At 64.6% G+C, this 1,566-nt stretch carries 2 protein-coding genes; both read left to right on the top strand.

Features of this window, described 5'->3' with window-relative positions:
• Positions 1–941, top strand: a 941-nt coding sequence (locus tag AB0C02_RS33560; RefSeq protein WP_357553237.1) for a permease, incomplete at its 5' end; no start/stop codon positions are given.
• The coding region (locus AB0C02_RS33555) for a TIGR03943 family protein (protein ID WP_357553236.1) at positions 938–1,566 on the top strand (629 nt) is incomplete at its 3' end. The genes AB0C02_RS33560 and AB0C02_RS33555, both read left to right, overlap by 4 nt.

The raw sequence follows: 1,566 nt of genomic DNA, 5'->3' as shown, positions 1-1,566 counted from the left end.
TCGGTTCGGTTGAGGTGTTGTGTGTGGTGCTCATTTTGGTCGGTGTTTTGCATCGGCAGGTGGGTGTGTGGGTGGCTGATGCGCGGTTGCAGACGTGGTTGACGGTGTTTGTGTCGGTGATGGTGCAGGCGGTGCCGTTTTTGGTGTTCGGGGTGGTGTTGTCGGCGGTGATTGCGGTGTTTGTGCCGCGGTCGTTCTGGGCTCGGGCGTTGCCGTCGCATCCGGTGTTGGCGGTTCCGGTGGCGGGTGTGGCGGGGGTGGTGTTGCCGGGGTGTGAGTGTGGTTCGGTGCCGATTGCGGGGTCGTTGATTCGGCGTGGGGTGAGTCCTGCTGCGGCGTTGGCGTTTTTGTTGGCGGCTCCGGCGATCAATCCGATTGTGTTGACGGCGACGGCGGTGGCGTTTCCGGGTCATCCGGAGATGGTGGTGGCTCGGGGTGGGGCGAGTCTGGTGGTGGCGGTGGTGGTGGGTTGGTTGTGGTTGCGGTTGGGGCGTGCGGAGTGGATTCGTTTGCCGCGTCGGGCGCGTCTGGATGGGGTGTCTCGGTGGGAGGCGTTCTGGGATGCGTGTCGTCATGACGTGATTCATGCTGGTGGGTTCTTGGTGGTGGGTGCGATGGCTGCGGCGACGATCAATGTGGTGGTGCCTCAGCAGGTGTTGCGTGATTTGGCGGCTCGGCCGGTGTTGTCGGTGTTGGCGTTGTCGGTGTTGGCGGTGTTGTTGTCGATCTGTTCGGAGGCGGATGCGTTCGTGGCGGCGTCGTTGTCGCAGTTTTCTTTGACTTCTCGGTTGGCGTTTCTGGTGGTGGGTCCGATGGTGGATCTGAAGTTGGTGGCGATGCAGGCTGGGATGTTCGGGCGGGGGTTCGCTGTTCGGTTCGCGCCGGTGACGTTGGTTCTTGCCGTGTTCGTTGCGGCTGTTGTCGGGATGGTGATCTGGTGAACCGGGCTGCTCAGGCTGTGGTGATGTTGTTCCTCGGTGGTGCGGTGTTGCGGGCGACGTTGACGGATGTGTTTCTGCGTTATGTGAAGGAGGGGTTGCGGCCGTTGCTCATCATCGGTGGGGTTCTGCTGGTGGTGGCTGCGGTGATGGCTTTGGTGTATGAGTTTCGTGATCGGCGTCGGGCGGGCGAGGGGCCGGACGATGACGGGCACGGGCACGGGCACGGGCATCATCATGCGGGGCCGGCGGTGGGTTGGTTGCTGTTGTTGCCCACGCTCGCGTTGTTGTTCATCACCCCGGCCGCGTTGGGCGCGGATACCGCCACCCGCACCGGCTCCGCCCTCACCAGCAATCAGGACATCGCCTACCCGCCCCTGCCGCCCGGCGACCCGGTCAAGCTCACTCTCTTCGACTACGGCTACCGCGCCGTCTACGACGAGGGCCGGACGCTGCGTGACCGGCAGATCCAGTTGACCGGCTTCATCGCGCCGGGACCAGACGGCCAACCCATGCTCGCCCGAATCATCCTCACCTGCTGCGCCGCCGACGGAATCCCCATCAAGATCGGGCTCAGCGGCGACGTGCCCGACCTGCCCGCCGACACCTGGGTACGGGCCACCGGCCG

Origin of the sequence: Micromonospora sp. NPDC048999, from assembly GCF_040649295.1 — a bacterium.
Classification (GTDB): Bacteria; Actinomycetota; Actinomycetes; order Mycobacteriales; family Micromonosporaceae; genus Micromonospora.
Note: the sequence above shows the minus strand (reverse complement) of the source record. Positions and strands in the feature narration are given on the sequence as shown.